Source organism: Dyella psychrodurans (assembly GCF_003363265.1).
GTDB lineage: Bacteria > Pseudomonadota > Gammaproteobacteria > Xanthomonadales > Rhodanobacteraceae > Dyella_B > Dyella_B psychrodurans.
The window spans coordinates 153,379-176,461 of the sequence record NZ_QRBF01000007.1 but is presented as its reverse complement, the minus strand read 5'-3'; the positions used below and the strand labels follow the sequence as shown (position 1 = coordinate 176,461).

Below are 23,083 nucleotides of genomic sequence, written 5' to 3'. Positions count from 1 at the left end.
TCAATGGCCCTCCAGAGCGGGCAAAGTCGATGCGTGCTGCTTCTTGCGCGCTTCGCGGCGTTCCACCACGGCGCGGATCAGCACGTAGAACAGCGGGGTATAGATCAGGCCGAAGATCGTCACGCCGAGCATGCCGGAGAACACCGCCACGCCCATCGCATGACGCATCTCCGCACCGGCACCGTGCGAGGTCACCAGCGGCACCACGCCCATGATGAACGCGATCGACGTCATCAAGATCGGACGCAGTCGCAGGCGAGCGGCTTCCAGCACCGCGTCGTGACGGCTCATGCCTTCATGCTGACGTTCGCGCGCGAATTCCACGATCAGAATCGCGTTCTTGCACGCCAGGCCCACCAGCACGATCAAGCCGATCTGCGTGAAGATGTTGTTGTCGCCACCCGACAGCCATACGCCGGCAATCGCGGACAGCAGCACCATCGGCACGATCAGGATCACCGCCAGCGGCAGCGACCAGCTCTCGTACAGCGACGACAGCACCAGGAACACCAGCAGCACGCACAACGGGAATACGAGGATCGCGGTGTTGCCGGCGAGGATCTGCTGATAGGTGAGTTCGGTCCACTCGTAGCTCATGCCATTGGGCAGATTGTCCTGCGCCAGCTTTTCCATCGCCGCCTGCGCCTGGCCCGAGCTGTAACCCGGTGCCGGGCCGCCGCTGATTTCCGCGGTCACGTAACCGTTGTAGTGCATCACGCGCTCGAGGCCGGCCGTCCGACGCACGGTGACGAACGAACCCAGCGGCACCATTTCGCCCTTCGCGTTGCGCGTCTTCAGTTGCAGGACGTCCTGCGGCTCGTGACGGAAACCCGGTTCGGCCGAGACGTTCACCTGATAGATGCGTCCGAAGCGGTTGAAGTCGTTGACGTAGAGCGAGCCGAGATAGGCCTGCATCGTTTCGTCGACATCGGCCAGATCCACGCCTTCGGCTTTCGCCTTTTCCCGATTCACGTCGGCGTTGATCTGCGGCACGCTCACCTGATAGCTGGAGAACAGGCCCGCCAGCGCCGGCACTTTCTGGCTCTGCGCGATCAGGTTCTGTGTCTGCTTGTAGAGCTCGTCGAAACCGAGCTGGCCGCGGTCTTCGATCTGGATGCGGAAACCGCCGATCGTTCCCAGGCCCTGTACCGGCGGCGGCGGGAAGATCGCGATGTATGCATCCTGGATCGACGCAAACTTCTGGTTCAAGGCGCCGGCAATCGCACCCGCCGACAAGGACGGATCGCGACGTTCCTCGAACGGCTTCAAGGTCACGAACACGATGCCTGCGTTGGTGCTGTTGGTGAAGCCGTTGATCGACAGGCCCGGGAACGCCACCGCACTTTCCACACCCGGCTGCTTCAGCGCGATCGCCGACATGCGTTGGATGACGTCTTCTGTGCGATCGAGCGAAGCCGCATCGGGCAGCTGCGCAAACGACACCAGATACTGCTTGTCCTGCGCCGGTACGAAACCCATCGGCACGTGCGAGAAGCCGAACCAAGTCATGCCGATCAGGCCGGCGTACAGCACCAGCGCAGCCGGACCCATGCCCACGATGCGGTGCACGCCGCCGACATACGTTTCCGCGCCGCGATGGAACAGCTTGTTGAACGGGCGGAACAGCCAGCCGAAGGCCTTGTCGATCAGGATCGTCAGGCGATCCTTCGGTGCGTCATGGCCTTTCAACAGCACGGCCGCCAGCGCGGGACTCAGCGTCAGCGAGTTGAAGGCCGAGATCACCGTGGAGATCGCGATGGTCAGCGCGAACTGGCGATAGAACTGGCCGGTCAGGCCGCTGATGAAGGCGGTCGGAATGAACACTGCACACAACACGAGCGCGGTGGCGATGATGGGGCCCGTCACTTCGTTCATCGCGCGGCGCGTGGCATCGCGTGGCGACAGGCCAAGTTCGATGTTGCGCTCGACGTTCTCCACCACCACGATCGCATCGTCCACCACGATGCCGATGGCCAGCACCAGGCCGAACAGCGACAGCGCGTTGAGCGAGAAGCCCGCGACGTACATCACCGCGAACGTGCCGATCAGCGACACCGGGACCGACACCAGCGGAATGACCGAGGCGCGCCAGGTCTGCAGGAAAAGAATCACTACCAGCACGACCAGGAAGATCGCTTCCAGCAACGTGTGCGCCACTGCTTCGATCGAACCGCGCACGAACACGGTGGGGTCGTAGACGATGCTGTATTCAACGCCCTGCGGGAACTCCTTCTTCAGCTCCGCCATGGTGGCGCGCACTTCGTTGGAGATCTGGATGGCGTTCGAACCCGGACGCGCGAAGATCGGAATCGCTACCGCCGGCTGGTTGTTGAGCAGGCTGCGCAACGCGTACTGGTCGGAACCCAGCTCCACCCGCGCCACGTCGCGCAAGTGCACCACGCTGCCGTCCGGATCGGTGCGCACGATGATGTTGTTGAACTCATCGACCGTGCTCAGGCGCCCTTGCGTCTGCACATTGAGCTGGAAGTCCGTATTACCCGGAACAGGCGGCGCGTTCAGCGCACCGGCTGCCACGGCGACGTTCTGCTCCTGGATCGCGTGCACGATGTCGCTGGTCGTCATGTTGCGCTGGGCCAGCTTGTTGGGCTCCAGCCACACACGCATGCTGTATTCGCCGGCGCCGAAAATCTGCACGTCGCCGACGCCGTCGAGGCGGGCGAGAAGGTCTTTCACATGCAGACGCGCGTAGTTCGACAGATACAGCATGTCGTAACGCTTGTCGGGCGACGTAAGGTGCACCACCATCGTCAGGTCGGGCGAACTTTTCTGGGTGGTCACGCCCAGACGCTGCACTTCTTCCGGCAACCTCGGCAGCGCTTGCGACACGCGGTTCTGTACTTCCACCTGCGCGTTGTTGAGATCGGTGCCCAGCGCGAACGTGACGGTCAAGGTCATCTGGCCGTCGCTGGTCGCCTGCGAGGACGAATACAGCATGCCCTCGACGCCGTTGATCTGTTCCTCCAGCGGCGTGGCGACGGTTTCGCCGATCACCTCGGGGCTGGCGCCCGGATAGTTGGCGCGCACCACCACGGTGGGCGGTACCACTTCGGGATATTCGCTGATCGGCAGCTTGAACACCGCGATGCTGCCCGCGATCACGAAGATCAGCGAAAGCACGGCGGCCATGATCGGCCGGTCGACGAAAAACTGTGCGATGTTTTTCATGGTTTATATCTCGATCAATCTTGCCGTAATGGCGCCCTCTCCCCTTCGGGGAGAGGGATGGGGTGAGGGGCCAACCTAGCGTGGACGTTCAATGCGCGATGCCTTTGATGTGGCTTGGTCGCAAGAGCGTCCCCTCACCTCGGTCCTCTCCCCAGAGGGGAGAGGAAGAAAGGCTTAGCCTTGCGGGTGTTTCTGTGCGGCAGCGTTCGCCTGCGCAGTACGCGTGTCATCGCCATCGGGATTGGTGGCTGCGGCGTCTACCAGCGCCTTGTCTTGCGGATCGAGGCGCGCATCCATGGCGACCTGGGTCGGTGCCACCTCGGCGCCGGGCCGCACGTGCTGCAATCCGTTGATCACGACAACCTCGCCGGGGCTGATCCCGTTCTCGATCACGCGCAAGCCGTGGAACAGCGCACCGGTATCGACCTTGCGGTACTCCACCTTGTGTTGCCCATCCACCACATAGACGAACTGATTGCTCAGATCGGTGCCGATGGCGCGGTCGTCGACCAGCAGACGCGGATGCGGCTGGCCGCTCTGCAAACGCACATGCGCATACAGGCCTGGCGTGAGCAAACCGTCTTCGTCGTCGAACACCGCGCGCAAGCGCATGGTGCCGGAGCCGACACGCACCTGGTTGTCGACGAAGTCGATGCGTCCGATGTGCGGATAGCCTTGCTCGTCGGCCAGGCCCATCGTCGCCTCGATACGCGCGGTGCGACCGTTGCGGGTGGCGTCGCGACGCAGGCGGTCCAACTTCAGCCAGGTCTGTTCGTCCACGTCGAAGTACACGTAGATCGGATTCACCGACACCACGCTGGTAAGCACATCCGAACTGCTCACCAGATTGCCGCGCAGGATGCGCGCGTTGCTGACGCGGCCGTCGATCGGCGCGCGCACCTGCGTCCAGTCGAGATTGAGTTTCGCGTTGGCCAACGCAGCCGTAGCGGCAGCCAGCGTGGCCGCGGCACTCTGCTCGCCTGTGTTCAAGCTGTCGGCATCTTCCTGCGAGATCGCGTGCTGCGCGAGCAGTCGGCGGGCGCGTGCGGCATTGGCCTGCGCCAGTCCGAGCTGAGCCTGGGCCTGGGCGCGATTGGCGCTCAGGCGGTCGACCTCGGCCTGGAACGGACGCGGGTCGATGCGGAACAGCACATCGCCCTGGTGCACCTCGGCCCCTTCCTTGAACTGCACGGCGTCCACATATCCACCTACGCGCGGACGCACGTCGACGGTGTCGACCGCCTGCAGCTGGCCGGTGAAATCGGCGCTGTCGCTGATCGGCCGAAGCATGGCCTGGGCGACGGTGACTTCGGGCAGGCCGTTGCCTGCGATGGCGGATTGCGCCTGGGCGCCGCCGTGATGGCCTAAAAGGGCCCAGCTGCCGGCAATGGCTGCAACGACGAGGCCGGCAAGGATCGTTTTCTTCAACATCGTTTCGCTCCCTGGAGAAGGTCGTGCCGCAATGCAGCACGGTGGGGGAAACGGATAATGGGTGTACTGTCCAGTTTAGAAAATCCGTTTCTTGCGCAAGCCACTCGTGACAGCCAGTCACGAATAGGCGCATAATCGACCCCATGGAAGACTTTTCAGCTATATCTGCCTTTGTCCGCGTCGTCGAGGCGAAAAGTTTTGCGAGCGCGGCGGCCCAACTGGGCATGACTCCGTCCGGCGTCAGCCGGGCCGTATCCCGCCTGGAAGAGCAGCTGGGTGCCCGGCTGCTGTTCCGCTCGACCCGCGCGTTGCGGTTAACCGACGATGGGGCCTCGTTCTACGCACGTTGCAAGGAGATCCTCGCCGATCTCACCGAAGCGACCGAGGCGCTGGGCTACGCCAACCGCAAGCCGAAGGGCAAGTTGCGGGTGGGCATGTCGGTGTCCGTGGGCCGGGCGGCGATCATCCCCCAGCTCAACGACTTCGAGCGCCGCTACCCCGACATCCGCCTTGAACTGATGATGTGCGACTACCCCTACGACCTCAACGAGGAAGGGGTGGACTGCGCCATCCGCATGGGCGAGCTGGAAGACTCCAACCTCATCGCGCGCAAGATCGGCTATTTCCGCAACGTGCTGCTGGCCTCGCCCGAGTACCTGCAGAAACACGGCGCGCCCGGAAGCATCGAAGATCTCAAGAACCACCGCTGCATCAACTATGTGTATCCGAACGGCCGGCCGCGGCAGTGGCAGTTCGATACGCCCGGTGGACGTCTCGAAGTCGACATCGACGCGCACATGCTGATCAACGACGGCGAATCGGTGATCCAGGCTGCCGTCGCCGGACTCGGCATCATCCAGGCACCGCACGTGCTCGCCGCATGCATGCTCGACCTCGGCAAGCTTGAGCCCGTGATGACCGACATCCCCTCCACCGGCAAATCGGTGTGGATCGTCTATCCGCAAAAGAAGCACCTGTCCGCGCGCGTGCAGGCATTCATCGAATGGGCGCGCGGGTTGTTCGAGCGCCCGTTCGAATCGATGGGGTATATCGTGCCGCCGGTTGTCGATGGGTTCCGGCCATCTTCACGCGAGAAGCAGAGTTCGCGCGCGCAGTAGCCGTCATCAGGCGCTGGCTGGAATCAGCAACAACAAGGCTGCACCCAGCGCGATGCGGTAGATCGCAAACCAGGTGAAGCGGTGCGTGCGGATGTAGCCGAGCAACCATTTCACCGCGATAAACGCCACGATCAGCGACACCACGAAGCCGACGATCAGTGCGTTCCAGTCTTCATGTGCGGCGCCGCTGCTCTTGAGCACTTTCAGTAATTCATAAGCGGTCGCCGCATACATCGTCGGTATGCCGACGAGAAATGAAAACTCAGTCGCGGCAGGACGGTTGCCGGTGCCCGCAAGCATCGCCGTGAAGATCGTGGCACCCGAACGGGATGTGCCGGGAAAAATACCCGCGACGATTTGCGCGATGCCGACCAGGATCGCCACGCGCCATGTCACGGTTGAGCGTTCGACTTGTTTCGCGGCGATCGCTTCGGCAGCCAGCATCCAAAAGCCGCCGATCAACAGTGCCCAGGCAATGGGCGCGATCGTCTCCGGCAATTTGAATCCGTAATGCGTCACGATCGCGCCGAGCACGCAGGTGATCAGGAACGCGGCAAGAAGTTTGAAGAGATAGTCGCGCTGGCTGGGTTCGCGCCACTGCGTGAGCAATTGCCAGATGCGTTGCCAGTAGATCAGCGTGATCGCCAGGATCGCACCCGCCTGGATGCCCACGTTGAACAAATCCGAGCGCGCGCCCAGCCCGAATTTTTCCGCGATCAGCAGATGCCCGGTACTGGAGATCGGCAGGAATTCGGTAATACCCTCGACGACGCCTAGCAGCATGACGCGGATCAGGTCAGGCATGGGAATAGGGCTCCGGAAGGTTGCGCGAGTTCACGTGCAGTCGGACACGAAACGGCATAGCTTAGGTGGAATGATCAACGGAAGACGGCTGGGCTCGGGGTGGGCGGGAGGATGCGGAAAATTGCACCATCTCGATGCAAAGCTCGCAACAAAATGGTGCGTCACGAGCCTCCGTTCGTGACATATCAAACATCAAGTAATTGATACATCAGCACTTTTTGACTTGGTACAGTGCTTGCAATCATGCACGCGCGATCAACATCCTGACCCCGAGGTTTATCCATGTCCGCCAAGAAAGTACTCGACCTGATCCAAGAACATGACGTCGAGTTCGTCGACCTGCGTTTTGCCGACATGCTCGGCAAGCACCACCACGTGACCTTCCCCGCCCACGCCATCGACGAGTCGACCTTCGAGGACGGCAAGATGTTCGACGGTTCGTCGATCTCGGGCTGGAAGGGCATCAACGAGTCGGACATGGTGCTGTTGCCCGATCCGAACACGGCTTACCTCGATCCGTTCAGCGGCCACACCCAGCTGGTTCTGCATTGCGACGTGCTGGAACCCAGCACCATGCAGGCCTATGGCCGCGATCCGCGCTCCATCGCCAAGCGCGGCGAGGCGTTCCTGAAGTCGACCGGCATCGCCGACACCGCTTTCTTCGGCCCGGAGCCGGAATTTTTCATCTTCGATTCCGTGCGCTGGCAGAACGACATGGGCCGCGTGTTCTACGAAATCGAATCGCAGGAAGCCGCGTGGAGCTCGCGCTTCAAGTACGACGAAGGCAACAGCGGCCATCGTCCGGGCGTGAAGGGCGGCTATTTCCCCGTTAGCCCGGTCGACTCGTTGGGCGACCTGCGCGCCGACATGTGCAAAGTGCTCGAATCGCTCGGCCAGGTGGTGGAAGTGCATCACCACGAAGTGGCCAATGCCGGCCAGTGCGAAATCGGCACCAAGTTCAACACGCTGGTGCAGAAGGCCGACGAGCTGATGACGATGAAGTACGTCATCAAGAACGTGGCGCACCAGAACGGCAAGACCGTCACCTTCATGCCCAAGCCGATCGTCGGCGACAACGGCAGCGGCATGCACGTGCACCAATCGCTGAGCAAGGACGGCAAGAACCTGTTCTCGGGCGATCTCTACGGCGGCCTGTCGCAGATCGCGCTGTGGTACATCGGCGGCATCTTCAAGCACGCCAAGGCCATCAACGCGTTCGCCAACTCCACCACCAACAGCTACAAGCGCCTGGTGCCGGGCTTCGAAGCGCCGGTGATGCTGGCTTACTCCGCACGCAATCGTTCGGCGAGCTGCCGCATTCCGTTCGTGTCGAATCCGAAGGGCCGCCGCATCGAAGTGCGCTTCCCCGATCCAATGCAGTCGGGTTACCTCACCTTCACCGCGCTGATGATGGCCGGCCTCGACGGCATCCTGAACAAGATCGACCCGGGTGCGCCGGCCGACAAGGATCTCTACGATCTGCCGCCGGAAGAAGAGAAGAACATCCCGCAGGTATGCTCCAGCCTCGACGCCGCACTGGAAGCGCTCGACAAGGACCGCGACTTCCTCAAGGCCGGCGGCGTGTTCACCGACGACTTCATCGATGCCTACATCGAACTGAAGATGCAGGAAGTGACGCGTTACCGTGCCAGCACGCATCCGCTGGAGTTCCAGATGTACTACGCGATCTGATCGCGGAGGCATCGATGGTGTGAAAGACGACGGGCGCTTCGGCGCCCGCTGTTGTTTGTGCATAGGGTACCGCTCCGCTCCACGCTTTTCGCCCGTCATTCCGGCGCAGGCCGGAATCCAGTAGCGAGAGCGTATGGGGAGTGATCGCGTTTCACATGTTCTCTCGTCACTGGATTCCGGCCTGCGCCGGAATGACGGTGAAGGGAGTGGGTGGTGAGGGTATATAAGCCGTAGCTAAAAACTCGCCGCCACATTTCTGTCATCTAGCCACTTTAGGGTGAGTGGAATGACTCACGCATTCCACGCTTGCGGGCAGTCCGCTGCCTGTCGTCGTACGTTTGTCGCTGCAAAATGCGGCAGTCCGGGAGACCGGTCATGGCGCTGACGCGACGCGGATTCCTGCGCACCACGAGTGGCTTGCTCGGCGCATACGCGTTTGCAGGCATCTGGCGGCCAGCGCGGGCGCAGATGAAGATGCCCATGCGCACCGCGGCGCCGACCTTGGCTGCACCCAAGGTTCCGCTGATCAATCCCAAGTCGCTGGCGCGTTTCGTCGATCCGCTGCCGATACTGCCCGTCGCACGCATGGCGGGAAAACGCCCGGATCCCACGCAGCACGGTCATGAGCTTCCGTACTACCGGATGGAAATGCGCGCGTTCAAAGCAAAACTCCATCGCGACATTCCTTCCACGCCGCTGTGGGGCTACGACGGCCTGTTTCCCGGCCCCACGTTTGAAACCCAACGCGACGAACCGTTGTTGATCGAATGGGTCAATGCATTGCCGACGAAGCATTTTCTCCCCATCGACCACAACATCCACGGTGCCGAACGCGACAAGCCCGAAGTGCGCGCGGTGACTCACGTGCACGGTGCACGCGTGCCGGCGAATGCCGATGGCTATCCGGAAGACTGGTACGCACCGGGCCGCTCGGCGCTCTATCGCTATCCGAACGGGCAGGACGCCGCCACGCTGTGGTATCACGATCACGCCATGGGCATCACCCGGCTCAACATCTATGCCGGACTGGTCGGTGCCTTCATCGTGCGCGATAAAGAAGAGCAGGCGCTTGGCCTACCCTCGGGCGATTACGACATTCCTCTGATCCTCTGCGATCGTCTCGTCGCGCAGGATGGTCAGTTGTATTACCCCGTGTCGGACGATCCCGATGCGCCGTGGGTCATGCAATGCAACGGTAATCTTCCACTCTGCAACGGCAAGATCTTCCCGTATCTCGACGTCGAGCCGCGACGCTATCGGTTCCGCATCATCAACGTAGCCAACACCAGCTTCTTCGATCTATCGCTTTCGCAGGAGCAAGCGTTTCAGCAGATCGGCACCGATCAAGGCCTGTTGCCCGCCCCGCTCGAGCGCACGCGCGTGGAGCTGTATCCCGCCGAACGCGCCGATGTGATCGTCGATTTCTCCAAGCTCGCCGGGAAATCCGTGCAGCTTCGTCACCAGGCGCAAGGCATCGTGGAATTTCGGGTGCGCGGCCACGGTGGTCGCGATACGTCTGTATTGCCAACCACGTTGCGCAAGGTTCCGCGCATCGATCCCGCCAGCGCCACGCGCGAACGCATCCTGACATTGAACGAAATCGACGACGCCAGCGGCAACGCGTTGACGATGTTGCTCGACGGCAAGCGCTGGTCCGATCCGATCACGGAAAATCCGCGCCAGAACGCCGTGGAGACGTGGAGCTTCGTCAATCTCACCGGCGATGCGCATCCCATCCATCTGCATCTGGTGCGCTTCCAGATTCTGGATCGGCGGCCCTTCGACCTCTTCGCGTGGAATGCGCACCGCACGCTCACGTTCACCGGACCCGCACAACCGCCCGAATCGCATGAAGCGGGCTGGAAAGACACCGTGCGCGCCGATCCCGGCATGGTGACGCGCATTGCCATGCGCTTCGAAGGCGAGCCGGGCCGCTACGTATGGCATTGCCATTTCCTGGAACACGAGGACAACGAAATGATGCGGCCTTACGAGGTATTGGCCGCGCAAACGTAAATGCGGCGTCAATGCGCAGTGGTGCGCACGATCACGTTTGTCGCATCACTGTCATCACACGGTGACGATATGTCGCGGCGCTGCCAACGCCGCGTCATCTAGCAGGCTCACACTTCTGGGCGGTCCGCGGGGACAGCGACGACACGCTCTTGCGCGCGGACCGTAATCCAAATCAGGGGGATTACGCGATTGCAGGCTCTCGTAAGATCGCCAGCAGGAGACACCAGTCATGCCCACGAAGTTTGGCCGTACCCGGTTGAAACCCTTTGTACTAGGCGCGCTCATCACCAGCCTTGTCGGACTGGCCAACGCGCAATCCACTGATCCATCCAATGACGCCGGTTTCCGCACGAATGTACCGAACTCGGCGACCAGACCCGTGAACGGTCAGCCTGGCGGCGTCGTCACGCTCTACAGCCCCGGTTCCAATCGGGACAACAGCAATCGCACACGCACGCCCATCAAGCACGTCATCCTGCTGATCGGCGAAAACCGCACTTTCGATCATGTGTTCGCCACCTATACGCCGCCGGCCGGCCAGAAGGTGAACAATCTGCTGTCCGAAGGCATCGTGAATGCCGACGGCACGCCGGGTCCGAATATGGCCAAGGCGCAGCAATGGCAGGCGAACCAGTCGGGCGACTACACGAACTCGCCGACGCACACCAGCGCCTATGCCAACCTCCCGCAGATGAATACCGGCGGTGCGCCGACACAGCCGTACCTCGCTTCGGTCGCGCAGGCTGAAGCCATCGAACCGGCACTGCCGACCGCTTACTATCCGTACCTCGCCGAAGGCGGCACCGGTCTGCCGAACGATGTGGTCGACACGCGCTTCCCGTCGACGCTGGTCAATGCACCCGTCGATATGCATGCGTCGATCAGCTACAACGATTACGCCAACAGCCCGGTGCACCGCTTCTTCCAGATGTGGCAGCAGCTGGACTGCAACGTGAGCAACGCAACGAGGAAAAACCCGAGCGGTTGCCTCGCCGACCTGTTCCCCTGGGTGGAAGTGACCATGGGCGCGGGCAACAACGGCAAGACGCAGCCCGCCGGCTTCACGGATGAAAGCACGGGCGAAGGCTCCACCTCGATGCAGTTCCTCAACATGGCTCAAGGCGATGCGCCGTATTTCAAGCAACTCGCCCAGCAGTATGCGTTGAGCGACAACTTCCACCAGTCGGTGATGGGCGGCACGGGTGCCAACCACATCATGCTGGGCTTCGGCGATGCGATCTATTACGCGGACGCCAACGGCAACCCCGCCGTGCCGCCGACCAATCAGATCGAAAACCCGAACTCGCAATCCGGCACCAACAACTGGTGGGTACAGGACGGCTACAGCGGCGGTTCCTACGTGAACTGCGCGGATGATACCCAGCCGGGCGTCGCTTCGGTCCGCGGCTATCTGAAGAGCCTGCCGTATCGCACCTTCCATGGCACGGATTGCAAATCGGGTGCGTACTACCTCGTCAACAACTACAACCCTGGCTACTTCGGCGATGGCACGCCCGCTCCGCTGGGCTCCACGCAGTTCACCATTCCGCCGACCACGCAGCAGAACCTCGCGCTGTTGCTGACGCGTCATAACGTGAGCTGGAAGTACTACGGCGAAGGCTGGGCCAATGGCACGGAAGACGGCGAAGCCGGCACCTTCTGCAACATCTGCGATCCGTTCCTGTATTCCAAGCAGGTCATGACCAACGCGACCCTGCGTGCGAACAACCAGGACATCAACAACCTCTACAGCGACATCCAGAACGGCACGCTGCCGGCGGTCTCCATCGCCAAGCCGGACGGACTGCTGGACGGCCATCCGGCTTCGTCCAAGCTGGAGCTGTTCGAAGGCTATGCGCAGAAGATCATTCAGATGGTCCAGGCCAATCCGCAGCTGTGGGATAACACCGCCGTCATGATCACCTTCGACGAAGGCGGCGGTTACTACGACTCCGGTTACGTGCAGCCGATCGACTTCTTCGGCGACGGCACGCGCATCCCGCTGCTGGTGGTGTCCAAGTACTCCCAGGGCGGTCGCGTCGTGCACACGTACTACGACCATGTGTCCTTCGACAAATTCGTCGAAGCCAACTGGGATCTCGACGAGACGATCTCGCACCGCAGCCGCGACAACCTGCCCAATCCGGTCCAGTTCCCGAACAATCCGTATGTGCCGGTCAACGCACCTGCGATCGGCGACTTGATGGATATGTTCAACTTCCGCGGATGGAACCGCGACGTCAACGTTGCTGCAACACAGAACTGAGTATTCTGCCGACATGCCCCGCCCGCGCTGGCGGGCGGGGCATCTTGTTTCTGCTGATGGGAACGATAAAGACGATGAGTTCGCTCGCGCATTCCACCGCTCGCTGGCACCGCTGGTCCAATCCGATTGCCGCGCTGGTGCTGCTTGGCGCATCTGGCAGCTTCAGTCCGCGCGCGCATGCCGATCCTGGCGATTTCCAGGCGATGCCGGGCCTTTGGAAGATCACTTTGCACACGCTCAAAGACGGGCGTCCCGGTCCTGATTCCGTACACTGGAAATGCCTGTATGACGGCGGCGATCCGTGGGCGACGTTTGTCGATGCGATGGTTGCGGACAAGCAGTGCCAGCGCAGCAGTGAACACCGCACCAGCACAGCGCTGGCGTGGAACGTCAGTTGCAACAGCACGCCGACGCAGGCGGGTCATGGCCGCATCCAGCTGGATTCGCCCGAGCACTACACCGGCGAGGTGAAGCTGGACGGACACGATGTAGTTCAGGTCGAAGGCAAGCGATACGCCGCCTGCACCAGTCCTAGCGATTGAAGCATCCCACTGGGTTCGTTGGCGTATCGGCGCAGCAAACGCTGTCGCCCGCCCATCGTTTCATTCACGCCATCCCCACACCCCCCAAGTCAACGTAGCCGCGCTGGATCGTGAATGGCCAGTCCGGGCCAGTGTCACACCGGACACGGTCGTACAGGGCGCAACACCCTGATACGGACTTACGTATTCAGAAAGGGGGTTCGATCATGCTTTTTGGAAAAAGCAGGATCACGAGTGCCTTTGCGGCATTCGTGATGATGACCGGTGCTGCATATGCAGGCACTTTTCCGGATTACGGCTATCAGCCGCCGGACAGCTACAAAGGACCGATATTCCAGTTGAGTCAGGATTATCCGAAGACTTTGCCGAAGGAACCGCTGCCCGCGTTTTTTAGATTGCTTCCACCCAAGCTGACCAACGATTTCGAACAGTGGCGGCCGTACGTGGATGCGGTGAAGAAATACTGCCTGGAAGGCAATGTCGAAAGCGACTGGTACGTGCAGAAGAACACAGTTCGCAAGTGGTACCACGCGCCGTGGCAGCATTACGGACCGCTGGGCCGCGAAGGCATTCACGGCCTCACCAAGGAAGCGCAGATCCAGTCGCAGCAACTCGCCCCGACGCAGACCACCACCGGACAAACCTTTGCCGTCGGCATCTATAACGACATCGGCGGCTACACCATCGGCCAGGTGTGGAAGGATCCGCAGAATCCCGATCCTTCGGTCACGTCAAAGCCCAACAGCTTTCATGACGGCACGGTGGTGTGCAAACCGCTTTTCGCCGATGTGGATCTGAAGCAGGTGCCGTTCCTGGCCAATCCGGTGTTGTGGCAGGCCTACGTCACTGACGATTTCAATTCGGCCAACCGCGAAATCAAGAACGTAGCGCTGATCCAGATGGATTTCGCCGTGCGCGACACGCGAATTCCCGGAACCGGCTGGATCTTCGGCACCTTCCAGTACAACGGCGCGATGAGCGACAAGCCCAGCTGGGACAACCTGGTGCCGGTCGGTGTGATGTGGGGCAACGATCCGGAAAACACCGGCAACGACTACACCAATCCCAAGCCCTCGGTGACCAAGATCAATCCGAAGATCCTGGAGTCGGCCATCAACGCCAAGACCTCCGAATTGCCTCCCACACACCTGGGCTGGAACGGACGTCTGGACGGCCCGGTAGACAATCCGGTCAGCGCCTGCATGAGTTGCCACATGACGGGTGAAAGCCCGCAGCTATCCATCATGAATCCCACCTTCCAGGCTCCGGACAAAGTCCCGCCGGTGGGTTCGCCGGCATGGATGCGCTGGTTCCAGAACGAACCCGCAGGCGTGCCCTTCGACGCCGCCGCGCTCAGCACCGACTACAGCCTGCAACTTGCCGGCGGCATCCAGAACTTCTACGACTGGAAGTGCACGCAGGACGGTGTCTTTGTGAACGGTGGCAACGCCTGCCAGCAGCGCGAGATCAAGCTCAAGCTGCTGAAAGCGGCGAAGCCGCCGGCCAAGATCTACAAGGTCGAACGCGATCCCGCGCTCAACAACATTCACTGAGCCGTCGCACGACGATCCAGCATCGCGTCGGAACGGATTGCCCAGCAATCCGTTCCGGTGCCGATCCAGCCCTAGAATTTCTTCTGCACGTTGATCAGGACCGACTGATCGTTCTGATCGCCCGCGTTGATCTGGTTCTGATACTCCAGCCGCAGCAGCCATCAATGCTGCGATTGCGCGCGACGGGGCCTTCCATGGCGGTGATCGCTTCCGCTTCTTTCTGATAGTGGCACCGCCAGCAAGCGACGCAGTCTTGTTTGTCTTATCGGATGCATCGGCCGAAGGTGTGCTGAGTTACGCCTCATCGCTGACAGGGAAAACGTACGCGTTAGCACTGCCGAATCTTCTCTGCAGTGTGCCTTTCCGCTGCTAGGGTCTTGCCTAACAGGGGAAACCATCCTTCCATTGAGGGCGCACCATGTCTCGCATTCGTCGCACTTTGTTTTGCCAAACACTCGTGTTGGGTTTAGCCGCTTTGGGCTCCACCACGGCCACCCTTGCACAAACCGCCGCGCCCGCCACCGGCCTGGGCCAGGCGTGGCCCAACGCCAAGGATCACAGTCGCAGTCCGTACTGGCATGTGTACGTGTTCGAGCGCGATGGCATGCGCTATATCCAGATCAACGATCGCCAAGGCACCGTGCATGCCGCGCTGGGGCGTGCGGGCGACATGGTCTTTGCGTTGCCGGTGGGTGTGGACGCCGCCGACGTGACGATGTCGTCGTCGGAACAAACCAGCACGTCGGCACTGCCGATTTATCAAGATGAGGCGATCAGTGTGATGGCGGTGCCGCAAAGCAATGGCACTGTCCAGATCACCGTGCAAATGACGGGATGTGAACCCGTGGGCTGCATAGGCGGTAGCGTGGCCGCGCAAGCCCAATAATTCGCGCCTGGCCAGCACGGCTCACTCCACCCATAACCGGATCGGCGCCGCGGGCACGGTGGCATTCGGTGCCTGGTCGTACAACAACAGGGAAATGCGTTTGCCGTCCGGCACCGTACGCAAGTCCAGCAGTCCGTCGAACAGACGGACCAGTTGGCGGGCTTCCTCAACGGTGCGAAGGCTCGCGCCCAAGGCGGTCGCGATGCCTTCGCGCGAGCGGCCCTGCACCATGGCCGCTGCCACGCGCTGGGGGTTTTCCATGCTACGGATGCGCAACACCACCCAGCGTCCGCTGGGACGGCGCCCGGTACGTATCCCCATGTGTAGGCCGATGCAGGCCGGCGACGTGCTGAGCGCCGTCACCGCATCGCAGGCTACGCGGTAAAGCACAGACTGACAGGCCGGACTGAGAAAGCGCAGCTCGCGTCCGACCGTGTCGCAGTCGTAGGTGATGTCTGCCTCGCGCAAGACCTTGCCGAGGGTTTCGTGCAGCGCCGCGCCCAGCCCACGTTCCCGCCACGCGCTGGGGTACAGGCTCTCGGCCAGGTGTCGCACATGCCTGCGCAAGTGCTCGGCCTCTTGATGAAAGGATGTGTACTCCTCCGGCGGTACGTAACGCGTCAGCACATCCATGTAGTCCATACGCAACAGCGTCGCCAGATAATCCAGCGCCTGGGACGTGCGCTGCAGGCGTGCTTCGCCCAAGGCCAGTGCACTGCGCGCCACATCCTTATCTTCACGAGCATCCTGACGGGCCTGACCATACGCGCGCCCCTGCTCGGAAATGCGCGCACCGAAGAAATACAAACTGGTGATGGCCATGTCCATCAACGTCTCTGCTTGCAGGTGGTAGGCATCGGAGGTCCACATTAACAGGTTGCTTGCACAGGCTAATGAGACAAGCGATAGCGTTCCGCCTAAAACCGACGCTCGCCACCCATGCTTAAGCGTCAGCCACACTGCAGGCAGGAACATGGCCATTAAAGGGGTCGATTGCGTGTCAGTGCCGGCGACGCGATACCAGCCCATCAGTCCCAGGAGGATCAGCAGCGCAACTCCTGCATCGCGCACGAGTGGATGCGTCATCTGCGTACGTAACGGCAGTAGCGGCCAAAGGTGCCTACGCCCGCGAATACGGATCATGATGACCCAAGGCACCACTAAAAGTAGGACTGTGTAGATGCCAATGGCATACTTCCACGCCGCGCCTTCGGGGATGTGATATGGCCCCGAGGGTAGATGCACCGTTGAAAGAATGGCGTATTTGATCGATGCCCACAGCGCCGACAACGCCAGCATGCAACCAAGCAGCCGCGTCAGATTGACCATCCCCGGCGTGGGAAACAGGCCGGCGCGATTGCGGAACCAGCTTATGACTGGCATGCCTACGGCAATAAGTGGCATGGAATTTAAAACCATGGCCAACAGCCCAAAGTCATCCAGGCATAGGGCATTGAAATACGCCAACGGAATCACTTCACCCACCACCAGCGCCGGCCAGTAGCGGCGTGGCGTGAGCATCAAGCAAGCCACGCGCAAACCGAAAACAAACGGCCAATACGTCACCGAAAAAGGCCGTACCGTCACATAGGCCAACGCATACCCCAACGCCACCGCTACATGCATCAGCCAACGCTTGTTGGTACTCGAACCTGCAACACTCTTCGCCTCGCTCATACGCTCCCCACGATGATGATGGAAAGCCTTGCCGCCCACCCTCCGTCGGCGCAGCTTCCCGGCCTTTATGTTGAAGGGCCAGCATGGTGGCGCGTGTTTTGAGCAAGTAAGTCGGATACGGCGCGTTGTGTTATCAGGCAATGCTGATGATGGGTGCGGGCGCGAAGGGTGGCTTCGATCCTTTGCCTCTGTTTCAGGCCGTCGATGCCAAATGCAGTTCGGTTATCCGAAGCGGCTGGAAGCTATCTCAAAGGCGAAAGCGCTTGCGTGAATGTATGTTCCGTAGCCGTATGTTCCGTCGCCCCGGCGAAAGCCGGGGCCCAGTGTCTTGAGTGGTGCAAAACTGAAGTCGCTGGGCCCCGGCTTTCGCCGGGGCGACGGTGCTGTTTCATGGCACGGCCGATGTTGGGCTACTTCGAAACGTTCTAGAACTTCTTCTGCACGTTGATCAGGACCGACTGATCGTTCTGATCGCCCGCGTTGATCTGGTTCTGATACTCCAGCCGCAGCAGCCATTGATGGACGAGCTGCCAGTTCACGCCGATGCCGATCGTGAAGTGGTTCTGGGTGAGCGGATCGACCTGCGCGCGATAGATGGGGCCTGCCAGCAAATCGGCATACGTCATCGTTGCCTGGCTGGAACCCTGGAAATCGTGTCCGTACTCCAGGCGCAGTTGCGGCATCACCGTGCCGTAATCTTCCTTGATCAGGTAATTCATGCGCACGCCGAGGCTGGCAGTCGTCGTCCTGACCATTTCGTTGCCGTAGCTCAATGCGTAGATCGCGTCGCCCTGTTCGGTGTACCGATCCAGCCGTGCGGATGCGTCGTCGATGCGACCGTACGGCGATATCAGCCATTGTTCGTTGCGATATTCGTAACCGGCGGCAAGCGATGCGAATACCTGGTGACCGTCGCGGCTGCCGTTCACCATGTTGCCGTCGGCGGTGACATAGCGGCGTGCATCGAACGACAGCCATTGATAGCTGACAAGCCCGTCGATAAAGGTCGATTCGCTCGGGCTGAAGCTGCCGTACCACGCGACGTTGTAGCTGTCGGCCGTACTGCGGCTGCCGTTGTGGCCGACATCCGTATCGTCATGGCCGTAACCGACGCCCACGCCCATCGCAAACGACGAGGATATGCGCCGATCGACGCCCACGCTGATCCCTGCGGTGGTGAAGTCGAAACCGCTGGCCGTGGCCGTGGTATCGCGCGATCCGAAATTCACCGCGCCACCGGTCCACAGCACGAAACCGTCCGGCAACGGCGAGGACGATGTGGTCGTCGGGTTGGCCGGCGTCTGCGGATCCACCAGATAGCGGCGGTTGAGATTGCCCGCCATGTTCTGCGTGTTGTTGTAGGGCCACTGCGGTGCGAGCCCGGCGTTGTTGCTGTCGCCGGACATGAAGGTCAGGTTGTTCTGGAAGCCGCCGTTGCTGCCGCCACCGCCGCCATGCAGGTTTTCCAGGCGTTGCTGGAAGTTCTCGATCTGGCCTTGCGCGAACTCCCTCGTCGCGTCGGCTTGCGCGCCGAGCACACCGAGCACTTCGGCGTCCTTCGACGGATCGGGCCGCGCGGTCACGGCGATGGTGATGGTCGCGGGCGCCGACGTCGCATACGCATTGCTCAGCGTAAAGGTCACCACCGCAGCCCCGCTGAATGTCGGCGCCGCCGTGAAGTCGAGCTGGTAGCCGCCCGCGCTTTGCACGATCTGCGCCGTGCCTGCCGAAGCCGGCGACAGCGATACCAGCGTTGCCGCCGTGAACGGTCCGCCCGTCGCACCCTGGGTGAGGTTGACTTGCACCGATCGACCGGCGATGGATGAAATGTTTTGCGAAGCGATGCCAGGCCTCGGATCGACCGTGATCGTCGCCGTCGCAGGCAGCGAAACGCCGAATGCATTGGCCAGCGTGTACGTGAACGTGACTTGCCCCGAGCCGCTCGGATCGGCGCTGTAGTTGATCGCACTGCCCGCCACGGTAGCCGTGCCGGACGATGGCGCCTTGACGATGGCGATGGCCGTAAACGGTCCGCCGGTAGCACCCGCCGTGGGATTGATGCTCACCGCGTTGCCTGCCAGTACCGTCGCGCTTTGCGCGGTGACCGTGGGCACGGCAAGCGGCGTCACCGTGATCGTGACCGTCGCCGGCGCGGACGTACCGCCCGGACCGGTCGCGGTATAGGTCAACGTATCGGTGCCGTAGAAATCGTGCGTCGGCGTGTAGACGATCGCCATGCCGCTTACCGTCGCACTGCCGTGCGATGGCGACGAAGAAATCGCGATGCTGGTGATCGGACCCGTATCCACCGAGGTGACATTGATCGTTACCGCCTGATTCGCCGGCGTGCTCGATGTGTCGTTGCGTGCGATGGGCTTGGGCTGTTGCGCGCTGACCGTATAAGCCTGCGTGCCCGAGAAGTTCAGGCTGTCCTTGGCCGACACGCTAAAACTGTAATTGCCCGCCGTCGTGGGCGTGCCCGATAGCAAGCCCGACGTACTCAAGGTCAAGCCGGGTGGCAGGGCACCCGCGCTGATGCTGAAACTGTAACTGCCATTGCCGCCGCTCGCGGTGAGCTGCTGACTGTACGCCGCAGACACTTGCAGATTCGGCAACGTCGTCGGGCTGATGGTGACGCTCGGTGCGTTGATCTGCAGCGTGTACGACACGGTGGTGAAGAACGGCGCACCGGTGCCGGTACTGCTGTCCGTGCTGCGCACGACGAAGGTGTACGAACCCGCCGCCGTCGGCGTGCCGCTCAACACGCCGGACGTGCTCAAACTGAGTCCTGGTGGAAGCGAACCACTCGCCAACGTATACGTATACGGTTGCGTGCCCCCGGTCGTGGTGAAGCTTTGGCTGTACGCCGTTTCTGCCGTGGTGGAAGGCAACGTCGACGGGCTGAGCGTGAGTGTCGGCGCTGCCACCGAGATGCTGTACGGTTGCGTGCCACTTGCATTGTTTGCATCGGTGGCCTGTACGGAGAAGTTGAACGTGCCCGCCGAGGTTGGCGTGCCGCTGAGCGTGCCGGACGAACTCAGCGTCAATCCTGCAGGCAAACTGCCGGAACTGATCGCATAGTGATAAGGCGCGATGCCGCCGCTGGCGGTAAAGGTCGTACTGTTGTAGGCCGTTCCGATCGATCCCGAAGGCAACGTGCTGGGCGTGAACGTGATCACCGCCGTGCTGACGTTGAGCGTGTACGTTTTCGAGCCGGTGAAGGTGCCGCCCGTGCTGTGATCCTGCGCGTTGATGGTGAAGGTAAAGGTACCCGACTGAATCGGCACGCCTGACAGCGTTGCCGTGGCGGCGTTGAAACTCAATCCGGCGGGCAGCGGGCCGCCCGACAAGGTGTAGGTATACGGTGCGGTGCCGCCGCTCGCCGTAAAGGTCTGCGTATACGCCTGGCCGTAAGCAGCATTCGGCGTGACGGACGGCGACACGGTGATGACGGGAGCGGCGACCGTGCCGGAATACGTCTGCGTGGCGGTATACGGTCCGGTGCCGGTACTGCTGTCTCTCGCCTGGATGGTGAAATTGTAGGAGCCCGAATAAGTGGGCGTACCCGACAACGTGCCGGTGCTTGCATTCAAGCTGAGGCCGGCCGGCAGACTGCCGGATGACACCGAGTACGTGTAAGGACTGTTTCCGCCTGACGCACTAAACGTCTGGCTGAAGGCCACGCCATCTTGCATCGGCGGTAGCGATGTTGGAGAAAGCGTGACCGTTGCGGCGTTGATGGTGAGGTTATAAGCCTGCGTACCGGTTTTCGTAGCAGCATCCGTCACCAGGACGGTGAATGCATACAACGTACCGCCCGCCGTTGGCGTACCCGACAGCACACCACCGCTGCTGAGCGTCATGCCAGGCGGCAAGCTACCCGCGCTCAAGCTAAACGAATACGGCGGCGTTCCTCCGCTGGCGGCGATGGTCTGGTTGTAAGCCGTTCCGTCCGTGCCTGCCGGAAGGGTGGCGGTAGTGATCACCGGCGACGCGGAAATCACGGTGAGCGTGTAATTGATTTGCCGAGTGTAAGGTCCCGTGCCGGTACTGCTGTCGACAACGGTTACCGTAAAGGGGAACGCGCCATAGACGGTGGGCGTGCCGCTCAGCACGCCATTCGACGACAGCGTCATTCCCGTCGGCAGCGCGCCGCTCGACACTGCGTAGGTATACGGCGCAGTGCCGCCGCTGGTGGTCATGGTTTGACTATAGGCGGCGTTCTGCGTGGCATTCGGCAACGTTGCCGGCGATGTCGACAACGTTGGCGCGGCGATTGTCATCGAGAAGGTGCTTGAGGTAATCGACGCACCATTCGCATCGGTCACCTTGAATGCGACACTGAACGTGCCGCCGGCGGTGGGCGTACCTGTGATCGCGCCGCTCGCACTGTTCAACGACAAGCCCGCCGGCAACGAACCGCTGCTGACGCTATACGTATATGGCGTGCCGCCGCCGCTCGCCGTTGCCAATGTGGTGCTGTATGACAGGCCGACCGTGCCGCCGGGCGGGTTGCTTGGTGCCCAGCTCAATGGCGGATCGATCGTGATGCTGTAGTTCGCTGCGCTGGAAGTAAAACCGTGCGCATCCGTGGCGGTGACGCTAAACGAGAACGTGCCGCTGCTGGTAGGCGTGCCGCTCAGCACGCCGCTGCTCGATAGCGTCATGCCACCTGGCAACGAGCCGGAGGTAATCGCAAAGGTATACGGCGATGTTCCGCCGCTGGCGGTCAGCGTTTGCGAAGGATACGTTGCGTTTTGCTCGCCGATTGGCAGTGTGGGCGACGATAGGGTGATCGTCGGCGCTACGACCTGCAGCGAATAACTGAGCTGCGTCGAGATGCTGGCGGAATCGGTCACTTCCACCGAAAAGGTAGTGGTTCCCAGCACGGTGGCGGTACCGGATATCGTTCCGTTCGAGCCGATCGTGATGCCGCTGGGCGGTGCGGTTCCGGGGACTTGCGCATAGGTGTATGGCGCGGTGCCGCCGCTGGCAGCAAGCGTCACGCTGTAGGCCGCGTATGCCGTGGCGTTCGGCAAGCTGGAAGGCGTAACACTGATCGTGCCGCCGTTGATGACCAATGTGACGGTTTGTTGACCGACATTGTTCGCCGAGTCGGTTGCGGTTTCGGTGAAGGTGAAACTACCGCTCTCGGTCGGCGTACCTGAAATGAGCCCGGACGAGTTGTCGCTCACGCCGGCCGGCAGAACGCCCGAACTGATGACATACGTGTACGGCCCGCCGACGCCGCCCGATGCAGTGAACTGCAGTGAGTAAGCTTGACCGAGCGTACCGGCGGGTGCCGTCGTGGGGCTGATGGTCACGGGCGTTACCGCGCCGATGGTGACGGCGACGGTGATCGCCTCGCCTTTGTCGTCGTACCACGCGAAAGAGTCGGACGTCGCGCCATCGCCATTGTTGGTGTAGCTGATATCCGCGTCGTTCGCGCTGACGGTAGCCGAGCCGTGCGATGGCTGTGTTGCGATGCCGGGAGTGCCCGGCGCATTAGCGCCGGTGGGAGAACAGGCAGGCACGGCAAACGTGTACGTTTGATTCGATGGCGCGGTGATCGACATGTTGGGACATTCGTTCGCACGCGCGACAGCGGGAATCAGATTCGCGCAAATCAACAGCACGAACATCAACAAGCTACGCAACAAGAACGCACGACGGCGCGCAGCCTCGTGCGGACGCATAAGCGTCGCCTTGCACAGACGAATCATCATCCCCTTGTCCCCTGACTTCGCCGCGGCACTTTACATTCGCCGCGCGTCGCGCGATAAACGTTAACTGCAACTCAGTTTGCTGGCGCGACTCTATCACTAACGCATCACGTCCGTTGATGTCCCAACGGCGCGCGGTGTGAAGGTCGCGTGAAGACGTCTATATGGTTGTCTATGTGACAGTCATGG

General features: G+C 61.6%; 12 protein-coding genes. 7 read left to right on the top strand and 5 right to left on the bottom strand.

The window, feature by feature from the left end; translation table 11 throughout:
• Complete coding sequence (locus tag DWU99_RS17375) at positions 1 to 3,186, bottom strand: efflux RND transporter permease subunit (RefSeq protein ID WP_115479341.1); 3,186 nt, start codon at positions 3,184 to 3,186, stop codon at positions 1 to 3.
• Between the two features lie 174 nt (positions 3,187 to 3,360).
• The gene (locus tag DWU99_RS17370) at positions 3,361 to 4,617 is read right to left on the bottom strand and encodes an efflux RND transporter periplasmic adaptor subunit (protein ID WP_115479340.1); all 1,257 of its coding nucleotides are present in this window, start codon (positions 4,615 to 4,617) and stop codon (positions 3,361 to 3,363) included.
• Positions 4,618 to 4,760: 143 nt separating this feature from the next.
• Between DWU99_RS17370 and DWU99_RS17365 the strand changes: the two genes are divergently transcribed.
• Positions 4,761 to 5,735: a LysR family transcriptional regulator gene (locus DWU99_RS17365; RefSeq protein WP_115479339.1), complete on the top strand. Its 975-nt coding sequence runs from the start codon at positions 4,761 to 4,763 to the stop codon at positions 5,733 to 5,735.
• A 6-nt stretch (positions 5,736 to 5,741) separates the two neighbouring features.
• Here the strand turns inward: DWU99_RS17365 and DWU99_RS17360 are convergent, their stop codons facing one another.
• Complete coding sequence (locus DWU99_RS17360; RefSeq protein WP_115479338.1) at positions 5,742 to 6,539, bottom strand: undecaprenyl-diphosphate phosphatase; 798 nt, start codon at positions 6,537 to 6,539, stop codon at positions 5,742 to 5,744.
• A gap of 282 nt (positions 6,540 to 6,821) precedes the next feature.
• Here DWU99_RS17360 and glnA point away from each other — a divergent pair, with 282 nt between their 5' ends.
• The 6 genes from glnA to DWU99_RS17330 all read left to right on the top strand — a co-directional run bounded on the left by glnA (position 6,822) and on the right by DWU99_RS17330 (position 15,494).
• The gene (glnA, locus tag DWU99_RS17355; RefSeq protein WP_115479337.1) at positions 6,822 to 8,231 is read left to right on the top strand and encodes a type I glutamate--ammonia ligase; all 1,410 of its coding nucleotides are present in this window, start codon (positions 6,822 to 6,824) and stop codon (positions 8,229 to 8,231) included.
• Between the two features lie 375 nt (positions 8,232 to 8,606).
• A complete protein-coding gene (locus DWU99_RS17350; RefSeq protein WP_115479336.1) occupies positions 8,607 to 10,247 on the top strand; it encodes a multicopper oxidase family protein in 1,641 nt (546 codons plus the stop codon).
• A gap of 229 nt (positions 10,248 to 10,476) precedes the next feature.
• On the top strand, positions 10,477 to 12,513 hold the full coding sequence (locus tag DWU99_RS17345) for an alkaline phosphatase family protein (RefSeq protein WP_115479335.1): 2,037 nt from the start codon (positions 10,477 to 10,479) through the stop codon (positions 12,511 to 12,513).
• A gap of 74 nt (positions 12,514 to 12,587) precedes the next feature.
• Positions 12,588 to 13,055: a DUF3617 domain-containing protein gene (locus tag DWU99_RS17340; RefSeq protein ID WP_115479334.1), complete on the top strand. Its 468-nt coding sequence runs from the start codon at positions 12,588 to 12,590 to the stop codon at positions 13,053 to 13,055.
• A 206-nt stretch (positions 13,056 to 13,261) separates the two neighbouring features.
• The gene (locus DWU99_RS17335) at positions 13,262 to 14,608 is read left to right on the top strand and encodes a hypothetical protein (protein WP_115479333.1); all 1,347 of its coding nucleotides are present in this window, start codon (positions 13,262 to 13,264) and stop codon (positions 14,606 to 14,608) included.
• A 418-nt stretch (positions 14,609 to 15,026) separates the two neighbouring features.
• Positions 15,027 to 15,494, top strand: coding sequence for a hypothetical protein (locus DWU99_RS17330; RefSeq protein WP_115479332.1), 468 nt, complete (start codon positions 15,027 to 15,029; stop codon positions 15,492 to 15,494).
• Positions 15,495 to 15,515: 21 nt separating this feature from the next.
• Here the strand turns inward: DWU99_RS17330 and DWU99_RS17325 are convergent, their stop codons facing one another.
• Positions 15,516 to 17,171 (bottom strand): MASE1 domain-containing protein, encoded by a 1,656-nt coding sequence (locus tag DWU99_RS17325; protein ID WP_115479331.1) that lies wholly within the window; start codon positions 17,169 to 17,171, stop codon positions 15,516 to 15,518.
• 425 nt (positions 17,172 to 17,596) lie between these two features.
• On the bottom strand, positions 17,597 to 22,897 hold the full coding sequence (locus DWU99_RS17320) for a putative Ig domain-containing protein (RefSeq protein WP_115479330.1): 5,301 nt from the start codon (positions 22,895 to 22,897) through the stop codon (positions 17,597 to 17,599).
• Positions 22,898 to 23,083: the final 186 nt, after the last annotated feature.

Excerpts from the sequence above, each read along its gene's own strand:
- DWU99_RS17375 (WP_115479341.1), bottom strand. The coding sequence starts at position 3,186 with ATGAAAAACATCGCACAGTTTTTCGTCGACCGGCCGATCATGGCCGCC.
- DWU99_RS17370 (WP_115479340.1), bottom strand. The coding sequence starts at position 4,617 with ATGTTGAAGAAAACGATCCTTGCCGGCCTCGTCGTTGCAGCCATTGCC.
- DWU99_RS17365 (WP_115479339.1), top strand. The coding sequence starts at position 4,761 with ATGGAAGACTTTTCAGCTATATCTGCCTTTGTCCGCGTCGTCGAGGCG.
- DWU99_RS17360 (WP_115479338.1), bottom strand. The coding sequence starts at position 6,539 with ATGCCTGACCTGATCCGCGTCATGCTGCTAGGCGTCGTCGAGGGTATT.
- glnA (WP_115479337.1), top strand. The coding sequence starts at position 6,822 with ATGTCCGCCAAGAAAGTACTCGACCTGATCCAAGAACATGACGTCGAG.
- DWU99_RS17350 (WP_115479336.1), top strand. The coding sequence starts at position 8,607 with ATGGCGCTGACGCGACGCGGATTCCTGCGCACCACGAGTGGCTTGCTC.
- DWU99_RS17345 (WP_115479335.1), top strand. The coding sequence starts at position 10,477 with ATGCCCACGAAGTTTGGCCGTACCCGGTTGAAACCCTTTGTACTAGGC.
- DWU99_RS17340 (WP_115479334.1), top strand. The coding sequence starts at position 12,588 with ATGAGTTCGCTCGCGCATTCCACCGCTCGCTGGCACCGCTGGTCCAAT.
- DWU99_RS17335 (WP_115479333.1), top strand. The coding sequence starts at position 13,262 with ATGCTTTTTGGAAAAAGCAGGATCACGAGTGCCTTTGCGGCATTCGTG.
- DWU99_RS17330 (WP_115479332.1), top strand. The coding sequence starts at position 15,027 with ATGTCTCGCATTCGTCGCACTTTGTTTTGCCAAACACTCGTGTTGGGT.
- DWU99_RS17325 (WP_115479331.1), bottom strand. The coding sequence starts at position 17,171 with ATGAGCGAGGCGAAGAGTGTTGCAGGTTCGAGTACCAACAAGCGTTGG.
- DWU99_RS17320 (WP_115479330.1), bottom strand. The coding sequence starts at position 22,897 with ATGATGATTCGTCTGTGCAAGGCGACGCTTATGCGTCCGCACGAGGCT.